Below are 23,771 nucleotides of genomic sequence, written 5' to 3' on the forward strand. Positions count from 1 at the left end.
GGAATAGCAATCACCTCGTGAGTAACGAAGTGAATGCCGAATAAAAAATAAATATTACTCAGTTTTTGGGGAAGAAGTCTGTAAGGAACTAAGTACTTTAGAAAAGTTATCAAAAGAGCAAAAGCCATTGGCATCAACAGGACAATCGGCCATCTCCAGCACAACTCGCTTAGGAGGATGATTTAGTGTCAGTTTGTCACCAAAGCGAATTTGTTCTCTGGTTTGATACAGGTATTCGATCTTCATTAAATTTTTATCGTTAACTTTATCTTTCCAGCGTTCAAAAACAATTTTCCCTCCAATGGGTGTTTTTTCGAACTGGCCGGGAAGTTGATATGGCTTAATCTTCAATACCGAAAGTAAAGAGACTACATTTGAGTCATGGTCAACCAACAGATTAAATTTTGCTGGTTGACGCATCACATCTTGAGTAAAGATAGCGTTAATGTACTTAATCAATGGCGCAGAAACATCTTTGGCTACCAGAGGTGAACCAAACAGGACTTCACCGTAGCGATTTTTAATGGTTGCCAGCATTTTCCATTCGCTGTCTGATTGTATCGCACCCCAGGCAATGTCTTGTGACGGGAAGCCTTCATAATATTGCAGAATAAAGGTGTCAGAAATAGAGGTGCCAATACGCAAAGGGCCACTGACTCCCGGCTCTTTATCTTTCTCAACGGTGAATGAGGCAGGTTCACTGTTTAAGTTGCAGCGTTTATCAGTCAGGCAGACGCTGCCGTTTTTATAGTCGGTAATTTTACTCAATAAGTCATAAGCAGGTTTTAATTCCCGATTTAATCCCGCTAATCCATTTGCACTGGTCCATTTGCACTGGCTTCGGTATTCATCGCAGCAAGTGCTGACTGTTTAAACTCATCTGAGCCATCATGAATAATGGGATTAAAATTCGGGTCCATTACACCAAGATCGGTCTGATGGAAAATTTTCACTTCACAACCTGGAAATGCGCCCAGAGTAAAATATTGTGCCGAGGCAAGGGTTCTTTGCAGGCTATTGGCATAGATAAAGGTATCTTTAGCCAGTGGACAGGTATCTTTAATGAAGAGTTTTTCTTGTGTTAACCAGGAGATAACGTATTCACCAAAATAGCTCTCAAGGATACCGCCTTTAGTGGTGAGATGACCGCCCTTAGTTTCCCATTCTGGCCAGCTTTTCGGGGTTGATATTGCGAGAACACTACCTGAGTTAGCTAATGGGGCGCGCAAGCCATGACGACTGAATAAAACGACCTGTTCCAGTTGATATCCTTCTGGAGCGGCTGAAACCGCAGGCAGGCAAGGAAGTGCAATCAGCAGACCACATAACAACGTTCGGTAGTTGAATTTTTTTATCATGACAATATCCATATCTTGATATGAAGAAGAGCGATAGTTTACCTGTGAAAAACTAATGGTGTGTTGGTTATTTATCATAAAGAGGTTGAAAATATTTCATCTGAACAGAGAATGTGTTGCAGTTTGAGAGTATAACTATATTTTTCTTCATCGGAGAAGACTAAGTAGCCCTCCAGGGCATGCCAATACTGTGTCGTCGTCAGCAAAGAGATATCTATGTTTAATATTAATGGTTCCATTATTAATGTGCCCGGAATAAAAGTGGGTCATCGGCATAATATGACTGCGATGACAGGATGCAGTGTGATCATTATGGAGCATCCTGCCGTGTGTGGCGTAGATGTTCGGGGCGCAGCTCCCGGTACTCGAGAAACCGACTTACTGAGTGCAGTTAACGCGGTGGATAAAATACATGGTTTGTTGCTCACGGGCGGTAGCGCCTATGGTCTGGATGCAGCAAGCGGGGTCATGAAGTATCTGGAGGAGCAGAATATTGGTTTTGATGTAGGGGTTGGTGTGGTTCCCATAGTGCCCGCGGCCGTTATCTTCGATCTCTCTTTTGGTGATGCTAAAGTTCGTCCTGATGCGACGATGGGGTATCTGGCAGCGCAGAACGCCAGCAAAAGCAGATTTTCTGACGGCAACATTGGTGCGGGTACTGGCGCAACAGTGGGAAAATTGGCTGGCGATCGATGGCGGATGAAAGGGGGTTTAGGGAGCGCGTCAATAACACTGCCAAATGGACTGGTGGTTGGTGCCATGGTGGTGGTCAATGCGGTTGGTGAAATCAGAGATCCTGAAACACAGCGTGTTCTTGCCGGCAGTCATGATGGTCAGGGGCGAATTCAGGATATGCTTTCTTTGATGTTGCAAAATGTGACAGACCCAGGACCAGTAGGCACCAACACCACGATTGGTGTGGTTGCCTGTAATGCCAATATGAATAAAACTCAAATGACCAAAATTGCCCAAATGAGTCATGACGGACTGGCGCGAACTATCTATCCGGTTCATACCATGAGTGATGGTGATACTTTGTTTGCTCTGGCTACTGGCGGTATTGATGTTTCGATGAATCTGTTAGGTACTTTAGCCGCTGAAGTGGTTGCCAGAGCCGTGATAAATGGCGTGAAAGCCGCTGAAGGGGCGCAGGGTGTTCCGGCATGGCGGGATTTTAATGAAGAATAATAACCATCAGGGAAGAGATAATTAATGAATTTATTGGATGGTAGAGTCAAGTCATATGGGGGGCTATACCAGCTATATGGCACCATCAGGATTATATGTTGATGGTGTGGCAAAATATTCGCGCATAATATTTTTTATCTGGATTTGGATAGTGCCAGCGGTAATAAGTTTAACCAGCACCAGATTAATGGTGGTTATCGCTTTAGCTTTTAATCATTATTGACTTTGTATAACAGGCAGCGATTTATTCGCTGCTTTTTTTGTCCTCCGTAAACCAAAATCCATTCTGTTATTACCCTGTTCATGTTTTCCAACCCATTGTATTCCATTCATTATTGGCTGATTTTTTCCATCATATTGGAATAATTAATGTAAGAAAGTTGGATAAATAATATGCCGTGAGATGAGTATCACAAATTGACAACTTGGCTATTGTTTGCCCGGTTAGACATGTTAAATATGAAGTCTAATATAAAAGAATGAGTTCCAATATAATGGAAATTGACAAAAGGTCGAAAGTCCCTGCCCTGACCAGAGCTATCGATATTCTCAACTTTGTTGCAGAAAATGGTCACTGCTCGGTGACGGATATTGCTACCAGTCTCTCCCTGCCGAAAAGTTCGCTCTATTTAATGATTGATGAGCTGAGAAATCTTCGGCTGCTGGCGCAAAGTGAAGATGGCTCTCTGCGCTTAGGGCTGAAGCTAATGGAGCTGGGCAGTCGCTCTGTGGAACAATTGGACCTGCGCCGTATCGCTAAAGATTATCTCACCCAGCTAATGCTGGAGACCGGATTAGTTTGCCATTTAGGTATTCTGGATGATAACGACCCTATCTATTTGCTGAAAGTCGACTCTAAAAGCACCATTCAGGTACGTTCATGGGAAGGAAAAAGGCTTTCGCTATATAGCTCTGCGTTGGGCAAATGCCTGTTAGCCTGGATAAGTGTCGAGCGGCAAAAAGCATTAATTTCCGCCATTGAATTTAAGGTAGTTACACCTTACACCCTGACTTCTGAGGAAGCGCTGGTGAATGAACTGGCCCTGATTCGACAGCGTGGCTGGAGCTTCGATAATCAGGAAGATCTGCTGAATATCCAGTGTATTTCTGCTCCGATATTTGATTCATCCAACAAAATTATTGCCGCGATTTCAGCGGTAGGAACCACTTTGCAAGTTAATGAAAACAATTTGCAGATGTTAGCGGAAAGGGTAATGCATGCAGCAGAACTGATTTCCAAAGAGCTGGGCCATAGTCACAAGTAAGGAGCAAAAATAGTCATGATTCGACCTTCTGGTATTTATAGCGCGATGCTGACGCCATGGAAAAATGGGGTACCTGATTTAGCAGAGCTCAGAAAGATTGTTGATTTTCAAATCGAAGCGGGATTGACCGGATTATTCCCGGTGAGCTCGGTTGGAGAATCAGGCCTGATGTCGTTTGAACAAAAGTGCGCGCTGATGGAGACGGTTATTGACCAGGCCGCCGGGCGGGTTCCGGTATGGTGCGGTATACCTGCCAGTACAGCGCAGGAAAGTATTGCACTGGGGAAATTTGCCAAAGAAAAGGGTGCTGCGGGTCTGGTTTTAATGCCACCGGTTTTTTATCGTCACTCTTCAGAGGTGATTGTTGCCACGATGAAACAGATTATTGAAAGCACACCGCTGCCGGTATGTCTGTATAACATCCCATTCTTTGCCGATGCCATTACACCTGCAATGGTTGCCGAGCTGGCGCAGTTACCAAATGTGGTAGGCATTAAAGACTCGGGTGGTAACGCCGTTGAGTTTATGCAGATACTTTCCCTTTGTGCTGATGTGAATCCACAGTTTAATGTGCTGACCGGTCGTGAAGAGTTTCTTTATCCATCGCTGAAAGCGGGTGGTAAAGGCTGTATGACGGCAACGGCAGGGGTATTACCTGAAGTTATGGTGAAAATTTATCGCCTGACCATGGAAGGAAAAGATCAACAGGCTCATCAGTTACAAATGGCTGCTCTGCCCGTAATGATGATGCTGTCTTCATTACCATTCCCGCTGGGTTACAAACTGGGAATGGAAATAAGAGGGTTCAACATGGGGGAAACACCATTCCCACAGGTTGACTCGGTAAAAGAAAAGGCTAACTCAATAAAAAATAAACTAGAGAAAGCCCTGCAACAACTTCTAAATATTGCCAACTAGCGAAACAGAGGATAACCATGAACTTACCTAAAATCAAACAGGTTAGAGCCTATTTTATGGGTGGAGCGACCGCAGATAAGGGGTCTGGCGGTGCGGATTATCATGACCAGGAAGACAAGCACTGGATTGACGATCATATTGCGACACCAATGAGTAAATATAAGCAGTATGAGCAATCCCGTCAGTCATTTGGGATTAACGTGCTGGGAACACTGATTGTAGAAGTCGAAGCTGAAAACGGCGTGAAAGGCTTTGCCATTTCCACCGGCGGTGAAATGGGGTGCTTTATTGTAGAAAAGCATCTGAACCGCTTTATTGAAGGCAAATGTGTGTCGGATATCAAGCTGATTAACGATCAAATGATGAACGCCACGATGTACTATTCAGGCTCTGGTGGTCTGGTAATGAATACCATTTCCTGTGTCGATCTGGCGTTATGGGATCTGTTCGGGAAAGTGGTCGATCTGCCGGTATACAAACTTCTGGGCGGTGCGGTGCGTGATGAGATCCAGTTCTATGCAACGGGAGCTTGTCCCGATCTGGCGAAAGGTCTGGGATTCATTGGGGGTAAAATGCCAACCCATTGGGGACCGCATGATGGCGATGCCGGTATTCGCAAAGATGCCGCGATGGTTGCCGATATGCGTGAGAAATGCGGCCCTGATTTCTGGCTGATGCTGGACTGCTGGATGAGCCAGGATGTGAACTACGCCACTAAGCTGGCCCATGCCTGTGCACCATACAACCTGAAGTGGATTGAAGAGTGCTTGCCTCCACAGCAGTATGAAGGGTATGCGGAGCTGAAGCGTAACGCTCCTCCGGGAATGTTAGTTACCTCCGGTGAACATCACGGTACATTACAGTCGTTCCGAACCCTGTCGGAAACCGGCATCGATATCATGCAACCAGACGTTGGCTGGTGCGGCGGCTTAACCACACTGTTAGAAATTGCGGCTATTGCTAAATCGCGCGGTCAACTGGTGGTTCCACATGGTTCTTCTGTTTATTCGCATCATGCGGTAATCACATTTACCAATACGCCGTTTAGTGAGTTCCTGATGACCAGTCCGGACTGCTCAACCATGCGTCCACAGTTTGACCCGATTCTGCTGAATGAACCGGTACCGGTTAACGGACGGATGCATAAATCAGTACTGGATAAACCAGGTTTTGGTGTTGAGCTGAATCCGGCGTGTAAATTAACTCGCCCTTACACACACTAATATTTGATTAGCCGTTAATTAAATAATAAGCCTGCCTGTTAGACGGCAGGCAATATCAAACTACATATCATTAAGGATCTAGTCATGACTACGGTTCTCAACACGGCTGTAACTAAAACAAGGTGGCGTCTGATTCCCTTTATGCTGACGCTATATATTCTGGCCTTTCTGGATCGCGCCAATATTGGATTTGCCAAGCAGTCTTATCAATTGGATACCGGCTTAAGTAATGAAGCTTATGCGCTGGGCGCCGGTATCTTCTTTATTGCTTATGCCTGTCTGGGGGCACCTGCCAATCTGTTAATGAAAAAATTTGGTGCCAGAAAATGGATCGGTGTGACTACGCTATGCTGGGGCGTTTTATCTTCAGCTATGGCTTTTTGTGATACCGAATGGAAATTCCTGACGGTGCGTACCCTATTAGGGGCGGCTGAAGCAGGTTTCTTTCCGGGAATGATCTATCTGACCTCCCAATGGTTTCCACAGCGTACCCGTGCCAGCGTGATGGGGCTGTTCTATATGGGGGCACCATTGGCATTAACATTAGGTTCACCGCTGTCTGGTGCACTATTGGAAATGCATGGTTTTGCCGGGCATCCGGGCTGGTTCTGGATGTTTATGATTGAAGGCGCTCTGGCCGTTATGGCAGGCTTCTGGACCTTCTGGTATCTGGACGACAATTTGGAAAAGGCGCGTTTTTTAACTGCTGAGGAGAAAAAAGCGTTAATCAATCAAATATCCAGTGAAGAGTCGAAAAAACAAACGTCAAGGCTGATGGATGCAGTTAAGAATGTGCAAGTGTGGCATCTGGCCATTATCTATATGCTGATTCAGATTAGCGTATACGGTTTGATTTTCTTTCTGCCAACTCAGGTAGCAGCACTGATGGGAACTACCGTAGGCTTTAAGGCTTCAATGGTGGCAGCTATTCCATGGATTGCTGCGATGTTTGGAACTTACTATATTCCTCGTTATTCAGACAGAACCGGAAACCGTCGCAATCTGGCGGCACTGACGCTGGCCGTTGCCGGTATTGGCATCGCGGTGTCTGCATTTGCCTCTCCGGTTGTGGCAATAATCGCACTGTGCTTTGCTGCGGCAGGCTTTATTGCAGTTCAGCCGGTATACTGGACTATGCCAACCAGTATGTTATCCGGGGTAGCACTGGCCGCTGGTATCGGGTTCGTTAATATGTTTGGTGCCATAGGTGGCTTCCTGGCGCCGTTAATTCGGGTCAAAGCCGAAACGGTAATGAATAACTCAATGGCGGGCCTGTTAACACTGGCGGTTCTGACTATTGTCGGTGCTATCGTTATTATGGCGCTGAAAAAGGATAAGGTGGCAGAAGTCCCGACAGGGGTTGTTGCTGAAGTTAAGTAATACTTTTATGTTGTAATAAAAACAGGCTGGTTTAATCTGTTCTGGCGGAGTTCCCGGCATACCGTTGCTGGCCTGCTGTAGTTGAGACAGAGAACAGTAAAGACGCCAAATCAAACCGGTCAACTCTCTGGCTGAAGCGTCATGATGACGGGAAAGAACGTTACTCATCTTTAATAATTCTTCCAACGCCACTTCCAGCGAGCGTTGTTGAACGCCTTTTTCCGTCATAATGCCTTTTAAGCAGCGAATGCAGACTTCTCTTACCACGACGAGCGGATCTGAACGGGTTTCCCATTCACGCAGTTGCCATACAACATGACTACAGTTAAGCAAAACAACTCCCCAGCGTAATACCCAAATGCGAATCTGTTCATCTTTACTTTGAGTTAACTGGCTGATGCGATGATAAACCATTGACTCAAAATAGCTTTCAGTTTGAGAAGGCTTTTGACTTAGCTGCCCCATAAAATCACGGCGCAATGCACGGATAATCCGGCGGCTTTTCACTTTATCGGAACTTGGTCGTAATATTTGGAAGGCGGCTCCGGCAAGAATAACGCCAGCCAGCTTGCCAAAGTCATCATTAATATAACTGCTAAAGTCGTAATCAGGTGGGTTAGTGATGGTCAAAAAGGATCCCATAAAAACAATTAACTGTCCCCAAAGTGAAGCATAGCGAGGGTACTGTAATTTTAGCATTTGCATGGTGAGTAATATCGGTAGCAAAAAAGCACAGAATACCCAGAAGTCATCGATTTGAATTATCAGGCCAAACTTAACCATAAAACAGGCGATGGAAAGTAGTACGATGGCCTTAATCAGCGTCATAACACTATTGATGGGCGAGGGTGTGGCAGAATAGAGCACACAGCTGATAGTGTTAATGCAGAAGCGCCGGCATCCCATTGGGTATTTATCCAATAGGCGCAGCCGATCAGGATACATAAAAACGTTCTTAATGCGTTATATGCGGCTTCGGTAGAGTCGGTATGTTGAGCGATACTTCTGACTTTAGGTGGTTGCAGAGCGCTATCCGGCGTGGAAACTTCCAGACGAAGTAACCAACGGCTGGACTCTAAATGGAGCCAACAAAAGTGACGCAACCGCAGCCAGACCGTGCGGTGGCGAAAATCGTTTTCATCCGTTGGATAGATCTCTTGTAAAATCTTACTCAGACGATACTTATTAGTGTCTGGCTTGCCCAGCTCAATGAGCAAACGATGCAAAACTTCAGGCAGGTTTTCAGGCCTGCCCGGCCAGTTGATCATCAGACGACGAATACCGGCAATCACACTGGTAAGACGTAATTGCTGGTGCAGCATATAGTTAAGAATATTATTACGTCGACGCAGGCGATAATGGCTCCATACAGCCTGAATTCTCAACACGTTCATGGTCAGAATTTGACTGATGATGCCTTCATGGGATGTTCGTATTTGAGGTGTGATTTCCGCCTGCCATAAGCTTTCAGCATGTTCCAGTAGTCGGTGGTGCATTTTCTTTAGGGAATCAAGCAGAGTGGAACCATCGGAAGTGCTGGGCAAAATCATCATCATCACTGCACCGCAGATAATGCCGGTGACCACCTCACATACCCGGGCCTGAGTGGTATCAAAAACCTGTAGAGAATCGGTACTGTCCGTCAGGGAGAAGGTGATAATGGCGGCGGTATAGCCCGCCAGCGCAAAAGCATAAGAGACATTATTCTGGTAGTGGTTAGAAATATAGGTGCACAGCGATAACCATCCGGCAATTGCAAAAGTAAACAACCAGGGATCGTTCAGACATGTGCCGGCAATCAGCATGGAAGCCAGAGCACCCAGCAAGCTGCCCAGAATACGGCCAATACTTTTGCTGATAACACCGCCAATAGTAGGGAAACTAACAACAGCGGCGGACGTCATCGCCCAATAAGGTGCATCTAAATCAAGTAAAAAAGCAACACCAAGGGCCAGACACATAGCTATAGCGTTACGTAAGGCATAGCACCATTGTGCTTGAGTTGCTTTTCCCCAGGGGGTGTTTTTCCATTCAAGCCAGGAAATATTCACACCATTTGCCTATTGATGAATGGATACAGAGCAAGTGGTTCCGGCGATGAGTAAAACGTTTTCAGGAACTTTAGTAAGTTTTATTCTGACAGGTACTCGTTGAGCAAGACGAACCCAGGGAACGTTAGGTTTAACGTTCATCAACATATCCACATCACCATCGACGCTTTGGTCAGAAATAGCCCGACCAATGCTCTCAACTTCACCACTAAAAGGGATATTACCGTTATAAAGTGTAATGTTGGCTGCATATCCGGGCTTAATACGGCTTAGTTTGGTCTCTTCGAAATAACCCATCACATAAAAAGAGTGAATATCGACCAGGGCTACCAAAGGAGTGCCTGCTGTCGCATAACTACCAGGACGAATTTGTAAATTGGTCAGATAACCATCCGTAGGGGCATAGATATTATAGTATCACCATACTTATCAAACACTATGAAAGAGAATGATGTTTTTTGGACGGTGTTAACCGGATAAATAGATCTTAATTGTAGCTTATTGCATCTGCTTATAAATAGGATGTGTAGTATGGAGGTGTTGGTTAACTTAAATTAAACTCAAGTAAACGGATAGTAATTAATTATTTCTGTATGTCTTATAAGCAACAATTTGGTAGTGTATATTATTAGTCTATTATTATTACCCTATAATTCCCCGCCGTATATTTGATAAAAATAGCGATTTAAAATTAATTTAGTACTATCAATAATGTATTTTTCACCCTTATTTATCCGGCAAAAATCACAATAGTTAACACTTAACTTTGTTAATATAAACAGCTGGTTATAATGATGTTTGGAAAATTGTAACGATAAAAAAAACGTTATCGATAGTCGTTTGCTATCAAAGCGGTTGTTATGTTAGGAATTAACGATTTGTAATAGAGTGGTTAAAGATATTATTCTCAATAATCATAAAGGTATTTAATTATTAATGATATGATTTTTTAATACCGATTATTAATATATTTGATATGCCATTAAAGTGAATGAATTAAGCAAGTTAATAATATGTGTTTTTTCTGATTTCTACCGATTTGTTATTACCCTTTTAGGGTTGAGCCGGATTTTGAAATAATGATGAAGTGGATCGACTTATTTACCAATAACATGTTGAATATTTTGAGGTTCGAGTTTTAGATTTGAGATTACATATCGAACGCTGAAGATTTGAATGGTTATCGGGATGGTTACTGCTCACTCCCGATTTCTACCCGGGGATAAGAGTGTCTTAGCCGGGATGGAACAGAATTCACAATGTGAATAATGTAGTAAACATAATAAAAGGCTGAATGTTTTTGTTTCAACATAACGGTCAAAGAGAACGATAACTGAAATCCAATATGGAATGGTGAACGTTTCGGATCTTTATGATGCAGAAAGGACATGTGGTGGTTTGTTATATGTTCATTTTATCAGAAGTATATGAGGAGAAGTAAGATGAAGGAAAATCTGCCTGTTTGTCACCACTGCAGTAAGATAGACAGCATCCGTAAGCATGGATTAGCGCGCTCCGGAGTGCAGCGCTATTATTGTACGTCCTGTAAAAGAACATTTCAGGTTCGATATATATATCTGGGAAATGAAACTAACATTTTACGTCAGGTTAAGGCTTTACTTGATGAAGGGAAGAGCCGGGTAGAAATCAGTCAGGTATTAGGGGTCAGTCAGGGAATTATTGACCGCCATATTTACCTGATTACGCTGGAAGAAGAAGAAAAGATTGGGGCATAAGCAAAAGACGAAAACAGAGTGACTTGCTTAGACCTGTGATGGAATGTTTGATTTCTGCATCTTACTAAAAGGTATTGAAATGACTATTCACATCATATTACCGGATCTTAGTTCAGCCTGAGGGCGGGCACACTTGACGGGAAGAGGAGAGTGGAACTCTTCCCGTTTACTGACCTTATCATTAGCCATCCAACACCATTCAACTCTCCTGCCTTTGTTTCTATAAAATTATCCGGTCTGGTAACGGCCTGATTGGCTTAGTCTGATTGAAATACCATCGTGATTAATCATGATAATAAAGCATGTTTTCACCTTGATAGTTAAAAGAATAATGTAACTGATGTAGAAGAAGTCCGGTACGAAGCAGTATAAAATACCGTTTAACTTAATAGGTCTATTAGTACATTTCTATTTTGATTATTTTTTTAGCACTAACTTATTTGGCTTGTTAAGTTGCGGATAACTTTTGCTATAAAGAACCCTGTATTGAGGGTTGGAAAGGGTATGGGTGTTAACTTTATCCGGTGTATGTTGTAGAGCTATTATATAAGAACAATAAAAAAACCCCACATAAATCATGGGGCTGGTGCAGGTAGGGTAGTGGTTATTTGATATCAAATAACATATCAACAGCAGCTAATTGCTCAGTATTAAGCTTGCCGCCATAGTTACGGGAAATGGGTTCAAGATATTTATATTTTCTGGCAACGGTAGTTTTGATGGTGGTAACGAAATCGTCGCCGATCGCATAGATACCTGATAGTCGGCCTATTTCTTCATGCAGAGCCGCAACTTCTGCGAGATCATTAGCCTGATAAGCTGTTTTAATTTTAGTAAATAGCTCTGGCACTACATTATTTAAACCAGAAAGCACGCCAGCACCACCATTCATCAGATTGGGTACAAAATATTCATCATAACCGGCAAATATAGAGAAATCTTTGCGTACCGGCGCCATCGCACGAACAATCAGACGCGTATGGGAAGAGCAGTCCACTGTATCTTTAATCCCGACAAAATTCGGACACTCTTTAGCTAATTTTAACACCAATGCTGCATCTACATCACAACCGGTGCGGGCCGGGAAATTATAAATTAACCACTTTCCTTTAAATCGATTATTCAGATCGATAAAATATTCATAAAGCTGTTTTGGCGTTTGGGCATAATAGTAATGCGGTAGTGCCATAACGGCTTCATAACCTTCCGCGTAAGCAATGTCGGCCAGATTTACCATATCGTTAACGCAAGTTGTTGATACATGAGCGATCATAGGAAGCTTTGTCATTTTACGGGCTTTTTTCAGTAATACTTCACGTTCACTGAGGCTCATAGTGACAAACTCGCCAATGGTCCCCATCAGTAAGATTCCATCAGTTCCTGATGCCGCCAGACGATCAAAATGCTGTTGCAGTGCATGGTAATCAATTTCACCGCTGGTTTTAAATGGTATGACAGAAGGGCACCAGGCACCGGAAAACAGGGCTTTATTACTCATCTCTTATTCCTCTGATGATTCACAACATAATTTCCCGGGCACCATGCCACCAAATCATTAATGACATTATCGGACCCGGATGCTTGTTCTGATCGCTTATAGCTGGAATGCGGTCATCACGGGTATTTGCTACAGCTTTAACTTAACTCTCGTATGTGGGAGCAATAATCTCATATATAAGAGTCGTAAATATAGCGAAGATAAAACCGTTGTTAAAGCCACAAAACGACAATAGACAGAGACAGATCACAGAATTGAATGATGAACCCGCAGAGAGCTCTCTGCGGTTAATCGAAGGAATTAATTAACGAATGGATTCCGACAACATGTTTGCTGCGGTTTTTACTAATTCAACAAACTCCGGGATTTTCTCTTCCGGAACCTGAAAGCTAACGCCAGACATACTAATTGCCGCAATGGCCTTATTATTCCTATCAAATACCGGGGCAGAGATGCAACTTACCCCGTCATAATCTTCTTCATTGTCAAATGCCCAGCCTTGTCGGCGAACTGTAGCCAGTTCCGCTTTAAATGCGCTACGGGTGGTGATGGTGGTTTTGGTTTTTACTTCTAATACTTCTTCTGGCAACAGCCGATCGATCTCGGCTTCAGGTAACCAGGCCAACAGGCATTTTCCCAGGCTGGAACTGTGTAATGACAGGCGCTTTCCCAACCAGCTTCGTACCACGATTGCACCAGGGCTTTCAATTTTTGCCAGATAAATTGCAGAAGTATTATCCAGAACGCCTAAGTGACAGGCTAAACCGGTGCTATCCCGCAGGAAAGTCATGGGTGCAATAGCCAGTTCCCGAATATCAAAGCTTTCAATTGCACGAATGCCTAATTCAAATAGCGTCAGGCCTAAATAATAGCGATTCTTTTCCTGACGCAGAAAGCCATGGGCTACCAGACTATTGAGTAATGTAGCCGTTGAGCTTTGGGCCAAATCCAGATTTTGATGAATTTGACTAAAAGTCACGCTGCCTTGAGCAGAGACATACTTTAAAATGCGGGTCGTTTTATCTATGGCCGGTGTTTTGGTCGTAATCTCTTGCATAAAGCTTTGGGCCTGGGGTCAGATAGTAAATCGCAGTGTAAAGTAAAAATGGGGCAAACTCAAAATACTCACTATCAGTAACTCCGGTTTTACCTGAACAAAGTTATTATGAATAATAGTCAGTGTAATTAGCATACCAAAGGTGGAAACAGAAGTGGCATCATTGAAGGATATTGCAGAGCTTAATGATTTACATCAGAGCTTACCGGCATTTGTTGATAAGTTACAACAGCTGCTCATTCGGTTGGAGCTGTCACTGGGAACTTATTATGCGGATCATATTTCAGTTCGCTGTTTTCAGAAAGCCACGGCGGAACGCTGGCGTCAGGGGCTAATGCAGTGCGGCGAACTGATGTCAGAGAAAATGATTAATGGTCGTCCTATCTGTTTGTTTAATCTGTATGAACCTTTACAGGTTGGTCAGTGGTTGATTGATTGCATTGAGTTACCCTATCCGGGAGATAAGCTTTATCCGCAAGAGGGCTGGGAGCATGTTGAGTGGGTGGTGCCTGGCGTTGCGGAAAACTTCCATCAAACGGCGCTGGCTCTATTCTCTGACGATATTTTGTTAATGCCGCAGTTAAAACTAAAATTCAGCAATCCGACCGGAGAAGGGGAAAGATTACCCAATCCAACGCTGGCGATAACAGATAATGGTATAACCATTAAGTTTCATCCATATAGTATTCAGGATGTTGTCAGAAGCGAAAGCTAAATGTTGGAGGTAAAGAAAAAACGGACCACTATCTGATTTGATGATGGCCGTAATCTGTCAGGCTAAAGCGGGTAAGGTTGCTACGGCATTCGCCATACGCGTTAGCGCTTGTTCCAATAGTGCTCGCTGACAGCCAAAATTCAGACGAACAAAGTTTGGATTACCAAAGTCGCTGCCAGGCGATAACCCAACACCAGCTTGCTCAAAGAAGGTATGAGGGTTGCTTACGGCTAGTCCTGATGCATCAATCCAGGCCAGATAGGTGGCCTCAACGGGCATCAGTTTTAGTCCGGGGATGGCATTGATCTTTTCCATGACCAGATCGCGGTTACCGCGCAGGTAAAGTAACTGTTCCTCGAGCCATTGATCGCCACCCTGATAAGCAGCCGTTGCGGCAACATAAGCCAGAATATCGACGCTGGGAACAATGCCCGCCCGCGCTTCGGTAAAGCGATGTCGTAATGCTGCATTTGGAATAACGGCAATTGATGCCCCTAATCCGGCAATATTAAAAGTTTTGGACGGCGACATTAATGTCACAGAACGTTGAGCCGCATCTTCGTTGAGAGAGGCGAAAGGAATATGTTCTAATCCTTCATCCAACAGCAGATCGCAGTGAATTTCATCGGAACAGACAATCAAATTATGTCGTTGGGCGAAATCGAGTTGAGCGGCTAATTCATGACGACGATAAACGGTTCCCCCCGGGTTCTGAGGATTGCATAACAGCAATAGTTTTTCAGAACCGGAGAGTTGATTCTCCGTTGCCTCCAGATCTAACACCCAGCGCTTGTTTTGTAGCTTAACCGGTGCAGAAACCTGATTGCGATTGGCAAAGCGTGCAGATTTCATAAAGGGAGGATAAATTGGATGGGGGGCAATAGTTCCCTGTTCTGGCGTGGTTAATGCCCGAACGCATAAGTTTAATCCACACACCAGGCCCGGAAGAAAAACCAGCCACTCTGACTTAACATCCCATTGATAGCGTTGTTTCATACGCTGAATGAACACGTCAACCAGCTCAGGAGAAGGGTAGCCATAACCAAAGACTCCATGGGCTACACGTTTTTGCAGGGCCTCAATCACTGCAGGAGGAGATTTAAAGTCGCTGTCCGCCACCCACAGGGGAATAATCTCTTTATCTTCATATTTGTGCCACTTATCACTATCGGTGTGATGCCGCTCCACATACAGATCAAAATTAGATGCCATAATAAAACCTTTAGTGTGCCTTTGATTAGGTGTCATTCAGTAAAGTGTAGACTACGCCAGATGTGTTCTCTTGCTCAAGAATTGTTTTATTTTTACTTGATTTAGGGGGAAAGATGTCAAAACTGGAGGTGTGTTGTTATAGCGCCGATTGTGCCATAAAGGCCGAACGCGCTGGCGCGGATCGCATAGAACTTTGTGCAGGCAAGCAAGAAGGGGGAATTACGCCGAGTATCGGTATGCTTGACCTGGTTTCTCATCAAATTTCTATTCCGGTTCATCCGATTGTGCGTCCAAGAGGAGGTGATTTTTGTTATAGCGAAAGTGAATTTGCCATAATTAAACGTGATATTGACCAGATCCGTGACCTTGGTTTCCCCGGGATAGTCATTGGGATCCTGACGGAAGATGGCCATATTGACGTTGAACGTATGCAACAAATCCTCCGTCAATCGGCAGGAATGTCTATTACTTTTCATCGGGCGTTTGATATGTGTGCTAATCCGTTATTGGCATTAAGCCAACTGACGGATCTGGGAGTAGACCGTATTCTGACGTCAGGCCAACAGCAAACTGCTGAAGTTGGATTGCCTTTAATCCGTACCTTAATTCAGCAAAGTCAACGACCTGTCATTATGCCCGGCGGTGGGATTAGCCTGACGAATATTCATAAGTTTATCGAAGTGGGCGTTCAGGAGATCCATACCTCTGCCTGTCAGACCATCCCCTCCTGTATGCGTTATCGTAAGGCAGGAGTGAATATGAATACCGATAGCGAAGCCGATGAGTTTGCTCAGTTTCAGGTTGATAGTGATATGGTGGCGGCAATGAAGGAGGTTTTTGCTCCTAACGTGGTGCGGTTTCGTCAGCAGTCAGGATAACCTTTTCAGGAAACCCCCAGCCGGGCAGGGAGTTCCGTTATGATCTTTTTGCTACTATAACGGCCCTGACTGGCGCAGGGTATCCCTCAATGGTTTTTCTGTGATCTTGCGGGTCAAGAAATTCAGCTAAAGAGTCGCTGGTCATCCACTCTGTTTTACGCTGTTCTTCAAGGGTCGTCGGGCAAACATCAACAATGCGAATATCAACAAAGCCACATTTTTCCAGCCAGTTAACCAGTGCCGCAGCCGATGGAATAAAATAGACATTACGCATTTGAGCATAGCGATCTCCCGGTACTAACACCTGATGTTCATCCCCCTCAATGACAATGGTTTCCAGAACCAACTCACCGCCTGAAACTAACTGGTTTTTTAGCTGATACAGATGGTCCAGAGGGGAGCGGCGATGGTAGAGCACACCCATAGAGAAGACAGTATCAAAAGCTTTCAGTTCTGGTAATTGCTCAATACCTAATGGCAGCAAGTGTGCCCGCTGGTCGCCGCCTAACAGTTTACGTACTGCTTCAAACTGACATAAAAATAGTTGAGTAGGGTCAATACCAACGGCTAAATGCGCACCCGCGCCAATCATGCGCCACATGTGATAACCACTACCGCAACCCACGTCCAATACGGTACGACCGGCTAACGATGAAATATGAGGAACAACACGCTCCCATTTCCAGTCTGAGCGCCATTCGGTATCAATATGGATCCCATATAAATTGAACGGCCCTTTGCGCCATGGCATCAAGGCTTTCAAATGGGTCAATATGCCTAACTGCTGACCTTCACTCAGGCCGGGAGTGGTATTTGCGGTAACGCTGTGCAATAAATCCAACGGCTCGGGTTTAATGGTAGGTAGATACTCAACCGCGTTAAACCACTGCTTGAATTGCCCGTGATGGGACCCTTTTTGCCAGGCAGCAATTTGTGCCGGTAGCGTTTCTAACCAGTGGCTGAGAGGGCCTTTAGCGATCAGACGGTAAAAATCACCAAACTCAATCATGAATTAGCGTCCTCTTTTACTGCAATCAATGATCCGAAGTTAAAACATTGAAACCAGGTTTCTGCATGGTTGAAGCCCGCCTGATGCAGACGAGTTTTGTGGGCTTCCACACTATCGGTACGCATTACGTTTTCCAGCATGCTGCGTTTTTGGCTGATTTCCAACTCGCTATAGCCATTGGCTCGTTTAAAATCGTGGTGCATATCAAACAGTAATTCGCCAATTTGCTGGTCTTCAAAACTAAATTTTTCCGATAACACCAAAATACCGCCGGGCAGCATCCCCTGATAGATTTTATTCAGTAACCGCTGGCGGTCATCGGGTTCAAGAAACTGTAGGGTAAAATTCAGCACCACCATAGAGGCATCCTGAATTTCAACATCACGAATGTCAGCTTCAATAACTTCTACCGGCGTGGCTGCACGAAATGCATCAATATGACGGCGGCAGCGTTCGACCATTGCCGGTGAGTTATCAACAGCAATAATATGGCAACCATCAACTTTAATATTACGTCTGACCGATAAGGTTGCTGCGCCAAGCGAACAGCCCAAATCATAGATGCGAGTATGGGGACGGACAAAGCGTTCAGCCAGCATCCCAATCATCGAAATAATATTGGAGTAACCGGGAACAGAGCGTTGAATCATATCCGGGAACACTTCGGCGACCTGTTCGTCGAAAGTCCAGTCACCCAGTTTATTTATTGGGGCAGCAAATAAGGTATCGCGGTTTGGCATAGCAATAGAAAGCGTCAGAACAATGAATAAGAGGCACAGTTTATCAGAGCAGTGGTGGAATGTCTGTAAACCCAACGGCAAATAACCAATGGTCGTAGTAACGGCTATTCCCGTATTTTTATGATAACGAATTAGTACAGAATCAGAATTTGTTCCCAGGGTAAATAATAGATGTTGGCACAAACCATCATAACCATAGATATATAGGTGGCAGCCATACCCGAACGACGCCAAAACCAGTCGCGATGGCGTAAAGCATAATAGTGACTCAGGCGGCCGGCGAACAACATAATCCCGCTAACATGAACCAGCCAGACATTGGCCCCGTTCATTTCCATAATCACCATTAAAATGAGTGCAATAGGAATATATTCCACAGCATTGCCATGAATACGAACCGCCATCTGCAACTCATAAAAGCCGCCATCCCCAAAAGGAACACGATATTGAGTGCGAAGTTTTACAACATCCAGAGACAGCTTAAATAATAGTAGTGCGCCCAGCACAGCATACAGTGCGCTAACCATTCATCACCCCACAGATATTAATTTTTGCAACAGGATAATAACCGGATATAACAAAAAATTCCGCTATAAAGAAATAACTTTAGCTTACTTACTATTTTATAAGATAAAAAACATAACGATAAAGTCGGATTATTATCAAATATTATTTTCAGAGAAATAATTAACAAAGTTGTGGATAACGCAATGGCACAATTCAGGTTTGTGAGATAGCAAATAATCAGATTTTAAAAACCAGGGTGCTGTTTTTTTGTTCGTTTAAGCATAAATTAGTTTGAATCTGGTTGATGTCACCTGATGTAGCTCTTATCGGCAGTGATAATTTCCTTTATAATAACTGCCTTTTGAGTGACGCTATCGTTAGCAGTTTAGCGTTATCCTGATTGAATGAAATAACAAACGATCGGTATTCAGAATTATCATTATGCCTATTTATGAATATGAGTGTGGTATTTGCCACCATCGTCTGGATAAATTACAGAAGTTAGCTGATGCCCCTTTGGTGGAATGCCCGGAGTGTGGTGAATCAGCGTTAGTTAAATTGGTCTCCCCCGGAAATTTTCATTTGAAAGGTTCCGGCTGGTATGCGAGTGAAGCCCCGCAAAGCCGTAAGAATACTTCATCAGATACCCCTTGTGCTGGGGCCTGTCAGGCGAATTGCCCGGGCGCAGCATTGGCTGAATAAAAGGATAGATCGTTATGCGTACTCATTATTGTGGACAGCTCAACACCACTCACGTTGGGCAAGAAGTAACCCTGTGCGGCTGGGTAAATCGTCGTCGCGACTTAGGTGGCTTAATATTTATCGATATGCGTGACCGCGAAGGTATTGTACAGGTGTTTTTTGATCCTGATTGCAAAGCTGCATATGAGCAAGCCTCTGAGTTACGTAATGAGTACTGCATCCAGATCGTTGGAACTGTACGCGCTCGTCCTGAAAGCCAGGCCAACAAAGATATGGCAACCGGTGGTGTAGAAATCTTTGCCCACACTCTGAATATCATTAACCGTTCAGAGCCACTGCCGCTGGATTCTAATCAAAACAATACTGAAGAACAGCGTCTGAAATATCGCTATCTGGACCTGCGTCGTCCGGAAATGGCTGAGCGTTTGAAAGCGCGTGCGCGTATAACTGCGTTTGTTCGCCGCTATATGGATGGCAACGGTTTTCTGGATATTGAAACGCCGATGTTGACCAAAGCGACGCCGGAAGGTGCTCGTGACTATCTGGTGCCAAGCCGGGTACATAAAGGCAAATTCTATGCGCTGCCTCAATCACCTCAGCTGTTTAAACAATTGCTGATGATGTCCGGTTTTGACCGTTATTATCAAATCGTGAAATGTTTCCGCGATGAAGATTTACGTGCAGATCGCCAGCCAGAATTCACCCAAATCGACGTAGAAACCTCATTTATGAGCGCAGAACAGGTTCGCGCCATTATGGAAAAAATGGTGCGCGAGCTGTGGGCGGAAGTAAAAGGCGTTGATTTAGGCCAGTTCCCAAGAATGACTTTCGCGGAAGCGATGCGCCGTTATGGTTCTGACAAACCAGACCTGCGTAACCCAATGGAGCTGGTTGACGTGGCTGATTTGCTAAAAGAGGTCGATTTCAAAGTATTCTCTGGCCCGGCAAACGATCCTAAAGGTCGCGTTGCCGTGCTTTGTGTACCGGGTGGGGCACAACTGACCCGTAAACAAATTGATGACTACACTCAGTTTGTTTCTATTTATGGTGCCAAAGGTCTGGCCTGGATGAAGGTTAATGAGCGTCATGGTGGAATGGATGGCGTACAGAGTCCGGTAGCTAAATTCCTTACCGCTGAGATTATCGAAGCGATGTTGGAACGTACCCAGGCGAAAGACGGCGATATTCTGCTATTTGGTGCGGACAGCTTTAAAGTAGCGACCGATGCTATGGGCGCGCTGCGACTGAAAATAGGACGTGATCTGAAGATCACTAATGAAAACAGCTGGGCGCCGCTGTGGGTTATCGATTTCCCAATGTTTGAAGATGACGGCGAAGGTGGCTTAACCGCTATGCACCATCCGTTTACTTCACCAAAAGAGATGACGCCAGAACAGTTGGTTGTCGATCCGGAATCAGCCATTGCGAATGCTTATGATATGGTACTGAATGGTTATGAAGTTGGCGGCGGTTCGGTTCGTATCTACAGTGGCCAAATGCAACAGGCGGTATTCGGCATTCTGGGCATTAATGAACAGGAACAGCGTGAAAAATTCGGTTTCTTACTGGATGCGCTAAAATATGGTACACCGCCACATGCGGGTATTGCATTTGGTCTGGACCGTTTAGTGATGTTGTTAACCGGTACTGAAAATATTCGTGACGTTATTGCCTTCCCGAAAACTACGGCAGCGTCCTGTCTGATGACTGAAGCACCAAGCTACGCTAACCCGGCATCGCTAAAAGAGCTGTCTATCAGTGTAGTGACAGAGAAGTCAGACAGGTAATATGAAGCAGTTTAAGCGCCCGGAATCTGTGCTGGTTGTGATTTACAGCCGTGATAGTGGTCGGGTACTTATGTTACAACGTAACGATGATCCTGGTTTTTGGCAATCGGTTACTGGTAGTCTGGAAGCGGGTGAGTCTACGGAGCAAACGGCGCTACGTGAGGTCAAAGAAGAAGTTGGCATTGATATTCTGGCAGAACAGCTGACCCTGCAAGATTGCCAACGTAGCGTTGAATTTGAAATTTTTACACATTTTCGCCACCGTTATGCGCCGGGTACTTTGCATAATCTGGAACATTGGTTTTGTCTGGCACTACCCGTAGAGCGTGAGATCGCGTTATCTGAGCATCATGCTTATCAATGGCTGGATAAAATGCAGGCGGCTCGACTGACAAAATCGTGGAGCAACCGGCAGGCGATTGAAGAATTTGTTATTTCTCATTAAGCCTTAACCGGCTTTCGACTGGAGATTTTTTATGGCAGGTCATAGTAAATGGGCCAATACCAAGCATCGTAAAGCGGCACAAGATGCAAAGCGCGGTAAAATTTTTACAAAAATCATTCGTGAGCTGGTAACCGCTGCCAAATTAGGCGGTGGTGACCCAGGATCGAACCCGCGTTTACGTGCTGCTATCGATAAAGCGTTATCAAACAATATGACGCGGGATACTTTAAACCGTGCCATTGCCCGCGGCGTGGGTGGCGATGATGATAACGATATGGAAACTATCATTTATGAAGGTTATGGCCCTGGTGGTACAGCCGTTATGGTTGAGTGCTTGAGTGACAACCGTAACCGTACCGTATCTGAAGTGCGCCATGCGTTTACTAAAACTGGTGGCAATCTGGGTACTGATGGTTCGGTTTCTTATCTGTTTACCAAGAAAGGCGTTATTTCTTACGCTGAAGGTACCGATGAGGATGCGGTAATGGACGCAGCATTAGAAGCAGGCGCCGATGACGTTGTTACTTATGATGATGGCGCTATTGATGTCTTCACCACACCGGAAAGCTTTGGTGATGTGAAGGATGCTCTGGATGCAGCCGGTCTGGTCGCCATTGCAGCAGAAGTCTCCCTGATTCCATCAACCAAGGCCGAGCTGGATGCAGAAACTGCACCAAAACTGCTGCGTCTGATTGATATGCTGGAAGATTCCGACGACGTTCAAGAGGTTTACCACAATGGTGAAATCTCTGATGAGGTTGCGGCAACCCTTTAATGGCCATTATTCTTGGCATTGACCCCGGCTCGCGAATTACCGGTTACGGCGTAATTCGTCAGCAGGGGCGCAAGTTAGAGTATCTCGGTAGCGGTTGCATTCGCACCGCTGTCGACGATCTTCCCACCCGTCTTAAGCTGGTATATGCCGGCGTCAGTGAAATTATCACCCAGTTTCAACCCGATTTTTTTGCCATTGAACAAGTATTTATGGCCCGCAATGCGGACTCAGCATTAAAACTGGGGCAGGCGCGCGGTGCTGCCATTGTTGCGGCGGTTAATGCAGATTTACCGGTGTTTGAATATGCTGCCCGTCAGGTTAAGCAAACGGTAGTAGGGCACGGTGCGGCAGAAAAAACACAGGTACAGCATATGGTGAAAACCTTACTTAAACTGGCCGCTAACCCACAGGCGGATGCTGCTGATGCGCTGGCAATTGCTATTACCCACTGTCACCTGAGCCAAAATACTATTCGCATAGGTAACGCCAGATTAATGCTAGCCCGTGGTCGGGTCGGGGAATAATTGCGTGAAACGCTAAAGCCAGGTGATGCGGCGATCAAATAAATAAAACAAAAGCTGGATATTTATCCAGCTTTTGTTTGTAATACGTGTATAAATAGAGATATTGAGCGGCAGCTCACTTAAGAGAAACTTTATCTTCAGTATCTGCCCTGTGTAAGCCATAAGGAGCCCGAGTCGTGATTGGTCGTTTACGTGGAATTATTCTGGAAAAACAGCCCCCTGAAGTTCTGCTTGAGGTGAACGGCGTTGGTTATGAAGTATTTATGCCAATGAGCTGTTTTTATGAATTGCCCGATCGGGGTCAGGAAGCCATTATCTTCACCCATTTTGTGGTACGTGAAGATGCGCAATTACTGTATGGTTTTAACGATAAGCAGGAGCGGGCGCTGTTTCGCGAATTGATTAAAGTGAATGGTGTAGGGCCAAAACTGGCACTGGCGATTCTTTCGGGTATGTCAGCCCAGCAGTTTGTTCATGCGGTTGAGCAGGAGCAAATTAGCACACTGGTTAAATTGCCGGGGGTCGGCAAGAAAACTGCCGAACGTCTGGTGGTGGAAATGAAGGATCGTTTTAAAGGACTTAATGGCGATCTGTTTAACAACAATAATGATTTACCTCCGCTCAGTCCGTCGAAAAGTGCGGATAACGATGCGGAATCAGAAGCAGTATCTGCACTGGTTTCTCTGGGGTATAAACCACAGGAAGCCAGCAGACTGGTCAGCAAAGTGATAACGCCAGGTGCTGATAGCGAAACCCTGATCCGTGAAGCATTGCGTTCTGCACTGTAAGTAGAAAGAGAACAA

21 protein-coding genes and 3 pseudogenes are annotated in these 23,771 nt (G+C 44.9%); 15 read left to right on the top strand and 9 right to left on the bottom strand.

Going from position 1 to position 23,771, the window contains the following annotated elements:
- Positions 1-54: 54 nt before the first annotated feature.
- Positions 55-1,358 (bottom strand): annotated as a pseudogene (gene agp, locus LPW36_RS17960) (bifunctional glucose-1-phosphatase/inositol phosphatase).
- Between the two features lie 216 nt (positions 1,359-1,574).
- Between agp and LPW36_RS07110 the strand changes: the two are divergent.
- The 6 genes from LPW36_RS07110 to LPW36_RS07130 all read left to right on the top strand — a co-directional run bounded on the left by LPW36_RS07110 (position 1,575) and on the right by LPW36_RS07130 (position 7,332).
- Positions 1,575-2,546: a P1 family peptidase gene (locus tag LPW36_RS07110; RefSeq protein ID WP_230608809.1), complete on the top strand. Its 972-nt coding sequence runs from the start codon at positions 1,575-1,577 to the stop codon at positions 2,544-2,546.
- A 37-nt stretch (positions 2,547-2,583) separates the two neighbouring features.
- Positions 2,584-2,769: an autotransporter outer membrane beta-barrel domain-containing protein gene (locus LPW36_RS17965; protein ID WP_420844738.1), complete on the top strand. Its 186-nt coding sequence runs from the start codon at positions 2,584-2,586 to the stop codon at positions 2,767-2,769.
- 271 nt (positions 2,770-3,040) lie between these two features.
- A complete protein-coding gene (locus LPW36_RS07115) occupies positions 3,041-3,811 on the top strand; it encodes an IclR family transcriptional regulator (protein ID WP_230608810.1) in 771 nt (256 codons plus the stop codon).
- A 15-nt stretch (positions 3,812-3,826) separates the two neighbouring features.
- Positions 3,827-4,729: a dihydrodipicolinate synthase family protein gene (locus LPW36_RS07120; RefSeq protein WP_230608811.1), complete on the top strand. Its 903-nt coding sequence runs from the start codon at positions 3,827-3,829 to the stop codon at positions 4,727-4,729.
- Between the two features lie 17 nt (positions 4,730-4,746).
- Positions 4,747-5,952: an L-rhamnonate dehydratase gene (gene rhmD / locus LPW36_RS07125; RefSeq protein WP_230608812.1), complete on the top strand. Its 1,206-nt coding sequence runs from the start codon at positions 4,747-4,749 to the stop codon at positions 5,950-5,952.
- An 84-nt stretch (positions 5,953-6,036) separates the two neighbouring features.
- Positions 6,037-7,332, top strand: coding sequence for an MFS transporter (locus LPW36_RS07130; protein WP_230608813.1), 1,296 nt, complete (start codon positions 6,037-6,039; stop codon positions 7,330-7,332).
- Here LPW36_RS07130 and LPW36_RS07135 read toward each other — a convergent pair.
- Both LPW36_RS07135 and LPW36_RS07140 read right to left on the bottom strand, forming a co-directional pair.
- Positions 7,228-9,293, bottom strand: a pseudogene (locus LPW36_RS07135) (FUSC family protein). The gene LPW36_RS07130 and the pseudogene LPW36_RS07135 sit on opposite strands and share 105 nt — an antisense overlap.
- A 99-nt stretch (positions 9,294-9,392) precedes the next feature.
- A pseudogene (locus LPW36_RS07140) lies at positions 9,393-9,791 on the bottom strand (HlyD family secretion protein); the annotation flags it as partial.
- Positions 9,792-10,825: 1,034 nt separating this feature from the next.
- On the opposite strand from LPW36_RS07140, the gene LPW36_RS07145 reads away from it, so the two are divergent.
- Positions 10,826-11,119 carry an IS1/IS1595 family N-terminal zinc-binding domain-containing protein gene (locus LPW36_RS07145; RefSeq protein WP_230608814.1) on the top strand — a complete coding sequence of 98 codons (294 nt, stop codon included), beginning with the start codon at positions 10,826-10,828 and terminating at the stop codon, positions 11,117-11,119.
- A gap of 604 nt (positions 11,120-11,723) precedes the next feature.
- Here the strand turns inward: LPW36_RS07145 and LPW36_RS07150 are convergent.
- Together LPW36_RS07150 and LPW36_RS07155 are read right to left on the bottom strand one after the other, a co-directional pair.
- Entirely contained in the window at positions 11,724-12,617 is an 894-nt protein-coding gene (locus tag LPW36_RS07150; RefSeq protein WP_230608815.1) for a dihydrodipicolinate synthase family protein, read from the bottom strand.
- 304 nt (positions 12,618-12,921) lie between these two features.
- Positions 12,922-13,674, bottom strand: coding sequence for an IclR family transcriptional regulator (locus tag LPW36_RS07155; RefSeq protein ID WP_230608816.1), 753 nt, complete (start codon positions 13,672-13,674; stop codon positions 12,922-12,924).
- Positions 13,675-13,828: 154 nt separating this feature from the next.
- Between LPW36_RS07155 and LPW36_RS07160 the strand changes: the two genes are divergently transcribed.
- On the top strand, positions 13,829-14,389 hold the full coding sequence (locus LPW36_RS07160; protein WP_230608817.1) for a VOC family protein: 561 nt from the start codon (positions 13,829-13,831) through the stop codon (positions 14,387-14,389).
- Positions 14,390-14,446: 57 nt separating this feature from the next.
- On the opposite strand, the gene LPW36_RS07165 is transcribed toward LPW36_RS07160, so the two are convergent.
- Positions 14,447-15,601 carry a MalY/PatB family protein gene (locus tag LPW36_RS07165; protein WP_230608818.1) on the bottom strand — a complete coding sequence of 385 codons (1,155 nt, stop codon included), beginning with the start codon at positions 15,599-15,601 and terminating at the stop codon, positions 14,447-14,449.
- Positions 15,602-15,714: 113 nt separating this feature from the next.
- Between LPW36_RS07165 and cutC the strand changes: the two genes are divergently transcribed.
- Positions 15,715-16,479: a copper homeostasis protein CutC gene (gene cutC, locus LPW36_RS07170; protein ID WP_230608819.1), complete on the top strand. Its 765-nt coding sequence runs from the start codon at positions 15,715-15,717 to the stop codon at positions 16,477-16,479.
- 37 nt (positions 16,480-16,516) lie between these two features.
- Here cutC and cmoB read toward each other — a convergent pair whose 3' ends face one another.
- The 3 genes from cmoB to LPW36_RS07185 all read right to left on the bottom strand — a co-directional run bounded on the left by cmoB (position 16,517) and on the right by LPW36_RS07185 (position 18,755).
- On the bottom strand, positions 16,517-17,488 hold the full coding sequence (gene cmoB / locus LPW36_RS07175; protein WP_230608820.1) for a tRNA 5-methoxyuridine(34)/uridine 5-oxyacetic acid(34) synthase CmoB: 972 nt from the start codon (positions 17,486-17,488) through the stop codon (positions 16,517-16,519).
- The gene (gene cmoA / locus LPW36_RS07180) at positions 17,485-18,228 is read right to left on the bottom strand and encodes a carboxy-S-adenosyl-L-methionine synthase CmoA (protein ID WP_230608861.1); all 744 of its coding nucleotides are present in this window, start codon (positions 18,226-18,228) and stop codon (positions 17,485-17,487) included. The genes cmoB and cmoA overlap by 4 nt, the downstream gene beginning before the upstream one ends.
- Before the next feature lie 131 nt (positions 18,229-18,359).
- A complete protein-coding gene (locus tag LPW36_RS07185) occupies positions 18,360-18,755 on the bottom strand; it encodes an MAPEG family protein (RefSeq protein ID WP_230608821.1) in 396 nt (131 codons plus the stop codon).
- Between the two features lie 421 nt (positions 18,756-19,176).
- On the opposite strand from LPW36_RS07185, the gene LPW36_RS07190 reads away from it, so the two are divergent.
- The 6 genes from LPW36_RS07190 to ruvA all read left to right on the top strand — a co-directional run bounded on the left by LPW36_RS07190 (position 19,177) and on the right by ruvA (position 23,756).
- The gene (locus LPW36_RS07190) at positions 19,177-19,437 is read left to right on the top strand and encodes an FmdB family zinc ribbon protein (RefSeq protein ID WP_218465647.1); all 261 of its coding nucleotides are present in this window, start codon (positions 19,177-19,179) and stop codon (positions 19,435-19,437) included.
- 14 nt (positions 19,438-19,451) lie between these two features.
- Positions 19,452-21,224 carry an aspartate--tRNA ligase gene (gene aspS, locus LPW36_RS07195; protein WP_230608822.1) on the top strand — a complete coding sequence of 591 codons (1,773 nt, stop codon included), beginning with the start codon at positions 19,452-19,454 and terminating at the stop codon, positions 21,222-21,224.
- Between the two features lies 1 nt (position 21,225).
- Positions 21,226-21,669, top strand: coding sequence for a dihydroneopterin triphosphate diphosphatase (nudB, locus tag LPW36_RS07200; RefSeq protein WP_230608823.1), 444 nt, complete (start codon positions 21,226-21,228; stop codon positions 21,667-21,669).
- Positions 21,670-21,700: 31 nt separating this feature from the next.
- Complete coding sequence (locus tag LPW36_RS07205; protein WP_230608824.1) at positions 21,701-22,444, top strand: YebC/PmpR family DNA-binding transcriptional regulator; 744 nt, start codon at positions 21,701-21,703, stop codon at positions 22,442-22,444.
- Complete coding sequence (gene ruvC / locus LPW36_RS07210) at positions 22,444-22,968, top strand: crossover junction endodeoxyribonuclease RuvC (protein ID WP_230608825.1); 525 nt, start codon at positions 22,444-22,446, stop codon at positions 22,966-22,968. Before LPW36_RS07205 ends, ruvC begins: the two co-directional genes overlap by 1 nt.
- A 176-nt stretch (positions 22,969-23,144) precedes the next feature.
- On the top strand, positions 23,145-23,756 hold the full coding sequence (gene ruvA / locus LPW36_RS07215) for a Holliday junction branch migration protein RuvA (RefSeq protein WP_230608826.1): 612 nt from the start codon (positions 23,145-23,147) through the stop codon (positions 23,754-23,756).
- Positions 23,757-23,771 lie beyond the last annotated feature (15 nt).

The sequence above is a fragment of the Limnobaculum eriocheiris genome, from assembly GCF_021010575.1.
GTDB classification, from domain to species: Bacteria; Pseudomonadota; Gammaproteobacteria; order Enterobacterales; family Enterobacteriaceae; genus Limnobaculum; species Limnobaculum eriocheiris.

What these genes read in the sequence shown, in the direction of transcription:
- LPW36_RS07110 (WP_230608809.1), top strand. Translation starts at nt 1,575, where the DNA reads ATGTTTAATATTAATGGTTCCATTATTAATGTGCCCGGAATAAAAGTG.
- LPW36_RS17965 (WP_420844738.1), top strand. Translation starts at nt 2,584, where the DNA reads ATGGTAGAGTCAAGTCATATGGGGGGCTATACCAGCTATATGGCACCA.
- LPW36_RS07115 (WP_230608810.1), top strand. Translation starts at nt 3,041, where the DNA reads ATGGAAATTGACAAAAGGTCGAAAGTCCCTGCCCTGACCAGAGCTATC.
- LPW36_RS07120 (WP_230608811.1), top strand. Translation starts at nt 3,827, where the DNA reads ATGATTCGACCTTCTGGTATTTATAGCGCGATGCTGACGCCATGGAAA.
- rhmD (WP_230608812.1), top strand. Translation starts at nt 4,747, where the DNA reads ATGAACTTACCTAAAATCAAACAGGTTAGAGCCTATTTTATGGGTGGA.
- LPW36_RS07130 (WP_230608813.1), top strand. Translation starts at nt 6,037, where the DNA reads ATGACTACGGTTCTCAACACGGCTGTAACTAAAACAAGGTGGCGTCTG.
- LPW36_RS07145 (WP_230608814.1), top strand. Translation starts at nt 10,826, where the DNA reads ATGAAGGAAAATCTGCCTGTTTGTCACCACTGCAGTAAGATAGACAGC.
- LPW36_RS07150 (WP_230608815.1), bottom strand. Translation starts at nt 12,617, where the DNA reads ATGAGTAATAAAGCCCTGTTTTCCGGTGCCTGGTGCCCTTCTGTCATA.
- LPW36_RS07155 (WP_230608816.1), bottom strand. Translation starts at nt 13,674, where the DNA reads ATGCAAGAGATTACGACCAAAACACCGGCCATAGATAAAACGACCCGC.
- LPW36_RS07165 (WP_230608818.1), bottom strand. Translation starts at nt 15,601, where the DNA reads ATGGCATCTAATTTTGATCTGTATGTGGAGCGGCATCACACCGATAGT.
- cutC (WP_230608819.1), top strand. Translation starts at nt 15,715, where the DNA reads ATGTCAAAACTGGAGGTGTGTTGTTATAGCGCCGATTGTGCCATAAAG.
- cmoB (WP_230608820.1), bottom strand. Translation starts at nt 17,488, where the DNA reads ATGATTGAGTTTGGTGATTTTTACCGTCTGATCGCTAAAGGCCCTCTC.
- cmoA (WP_230608861.1), bottom strand. Translation starts at nt 18,228, where the DNA reads ATGCCAAACCGCGATACCTTATTTGCTGCCCCAATAAATAAACTGGGT.
- LPW36_RS07185 (WP_230608821.1), bottom strand. Translation starts at nt 18,755, where the DNA reads ATGGTTAGCGCACTGTATGCTGTGCTGGGCGCACTACTATTATTTAAG.
- LPW36_RS07190 (WP_218465647.1), top strand. Translation starts at nt 19,177, where the DNA reads ATGCCTATTTATGAATATGAGTGTGGTATTTGCCACCATCGTCTGGAT.
- aspS (WP_230608822.1), top strand. Translation starts at nt 19,452, where the DNA reads ATGCGTACTCATTATTGTGGACAGCTCAACACCACTCACGTTGGGCAA.
- nudB (WP_230608823.1), top strand. Translation starts at nt 21,226, where the DNA reads ATGAAGCAGTTTAAGCGCCCGGAATCTGTGCTGGTTGTGATTTACAGC.
- LPW36_RS07205 (WP_230608824.1), top strand. Translation starts at nt 21,701, where the DNA reads ATGGCAGGTCATAGTAAATGGGCCAATACCAAGCATCGTAAAGCGGCA.
- ruvC (WP_230608825.1), top strand. Translation starts at nt 22,444, where the DNA reads ATGGCCATTATTCTTGGCATTGACCCCGGCTCGCGAATTACCGGTTAC.